Source organism: Streptomyces niveiscabiei (assembly GCF_001419795.1).
Lineage (GTDB): Bacteria > Actinomycetota > Actinomycetes > Streptomycetales > Streptomycetaceae > Streptomyces > Streptomyces niveiscabiei.
Genome location: NZ_LIRL01000360.1, coordinates 1 through 2283 on the forward strand (window position 1 = coordinate 1; position 2283 = coordinate 2283).

Below are 2283 nucleotides of genomic sequence, written 5' to 3' on the forward strand. Positions count from 1 at the left end.
CTCCGGAGCACTACGGGTTGCAGAGGGTGTACGGGTTGTAGGGGGTGCAGGGGTGTGGAGGGCGTACGGCCCATAGCTCTCAGGTACTACGGGCCGTACGGGTCTGCCGGGAGTGGCTCTGGAGTGGTACGCGGGTACACCTCGGGTCTCCCGGAGGTGGCGCCGGCCGCTCAGCCGACCGTCCAGACCCGCGCCGTGACGATCTCCGCGCCCCGGATCCCGGCGCCCTCCTCCCGCTCCACCGGCAGGTACACCCGCGCGGACGGGTCGGACGCCAGTACCCGTACCGTCAGCTCCTCACCCTCGGGTATCAGCCCCAGGCCGATGTCCCAGGGCCTGCCGGAGAAGAACTGGTCGGCGACGAGCCGCTCCCCCACGTACGCCCGGGCCACGTCGCCGTACCAGTGGAGCCGCAGGACGCCGGGCCGGTCGTGCGCGGGGACGCGTACGCGGTACTCGGCGGCGGACCGCCCGTACCACTCGTCGGCGGGGGCGCTGGCGCGCCGGAGGACGCCGGTGGCGGGTGGGGGCGGGTCACCCGCAGGGCGTACGAGGTCTACGGCCGGTACGGGGGCCGGGGCCTCGGCTGCTCTCAGGGTGTACCGCGTGAGTACCCCGTCCCGCGTCTCGCTCAGCCCCTCCGCCTTGGGCAGCCGCTCCGGCGCGGGGAGGACGGCGAAGGAGACGGTGTCCGTGCTGTGCGGGGTGCGGCCGTGCAGGCGGACCTCGGCGCGGTGCCGGTCGAGGACGACGCCCTCGGCGGAGAGGATCAGCCGCTCGGCGCCCCAGGCGTAGCCCTTGTAGGCGGTGCGGGCGGTGGCGGCGTCGAGGACGAGGAGGTCGGTCCCGGTGCCGGTGTCGATCCGGGCGCCGGTGCCGGGACGGATGCCGGTGATCAGTACGCCGCTCCCGTCGTCGAACGCCGGTCCGGCCTCGGCGCCTTCCGGCAGGGCGTCCACCCCGACGCCCCCGCCGAGCGCGACTTCGACCGGTACGCCCTCGGTCGCGGCCAGGACGAGGACCGTGCGGTCGCCGTCCCGGACCGTGCACACGGGCTGCGCGGTGGCCCATTCCACGCGCAGCCCGCCGAACTCCATCCTGAACGGCCAGCAGAAATAGGCGCCTTGGGGAACCGTGAACGGCTCACTGGGGAAGGTGAGCCCGCCGACGGTGAACGTCGTGCCGGGATGCTCGGCCAACTGCCCGTGCGGCTGGTGGTTGTTGACGAACAGGAACCCGGACTCGCCGTCGGTCCGTACGGCCCACCGCAGCGTCTCCATGTCGTGCTGCCCTGTCGGCACCTCCAGGGGAAGCACCGACTCCATCGGCGCGAGGCGCTTCCCGAACTCCGCCAACAGCAGGTGCTGGAGCCGGAGTTCGTCGTAAGCGTCGCGGTACTGGCCGTACTCCCCCAGCGGCGCCTGGAAGTCGTACGTCAGGACGGGCAGGTCGTTGGGGTAGCCGGTGGCGTGGGACTCCTCGAGGCCCGGGCCCGGGTTGGTGCCGCCGTGGAACATGTAGNNGTCGGCGGCGTCGACGCGCGGGCGGCGGTGGTAGGCGACGGCCATCCCTCCGCCCAACTCGCAGGTGGCCCACGGGAATCGCTCGGCGTACACGGCCGAGTCGACGCCCCGTACGGTGGTCGGCCTGAGGTCCGCGCCGATGCCTTCGTCGTCGCGCTGGTGCGTGAAGAAGAAGTGCTTGCGGCAGGTGTCGGGCCAGCCGCCGTCGGCCTCGGTCCAGAACGTCTCGGGGTAGCCGCCGTACAGCGGCATCAGCTCGTCGCCCGGGAGCTGGACTCCGCCCCAGGCGGTGGACGTCCACAACGGCGCGTCCATGCCCGCCTGTTGAGCCATCCGCTTGAGGGTGAGCAGGTGGCCCGGCTGGTCGTACAGCTCGTTCTCGATCTGGACCGCGACGATCGGGCCGCCCGACGCCCTTTGCAGGCCGTCGAGTTGGGCCGCGATCGCCTCGAACCAGGGCTGTACGGCGGCGAGATACGCCGGGTCGTCCGTGCGGGGGGCGTCGGTGCGGGCCAGGACCCAGTCGGGGAGGCCGCCGCCTCGTACCTCCGCGTGGGACCAGGGGCCGATGCGGGGGATGAAGTCGAGGCCGTGGCGGGCGCAGAGTTCGGCGAAGCGGCGGAGGTCGAGGTCGCCGTCGAAGCGGGGTGGGGCTTCGGTCGGCTGGTGGTGGATCCAGATGACGTACGAGGCGACGGCGGTGACTCCGGCCGCCTTCATCTTGAGGAGTTCCTCCTCCCAACCGGCGTTCGGGTAGCGG

2 pseudogenes are annotated in these 2283 nt (G+C 72.6%); both read right to left on the reverse strand.

Annotation, left to right across the window (positions count from 1 at the left end):
- Positions 1 to 170: 170 nt before the first annotated feature.
- Positions 171 to 1521: pseudogene (locus AOK24_RS50785) on the reverse strand (beta-galactosidase); the annotation flags it as partial.
- A gap of 2 nt (positions 1522 to 1523) precedes the next feature.
- A pseudogene (locus AOK24_RS50790) lies at positions 1524 to 2283 on the reverse strand (beta-galactosidase); the annotation flags it as partial.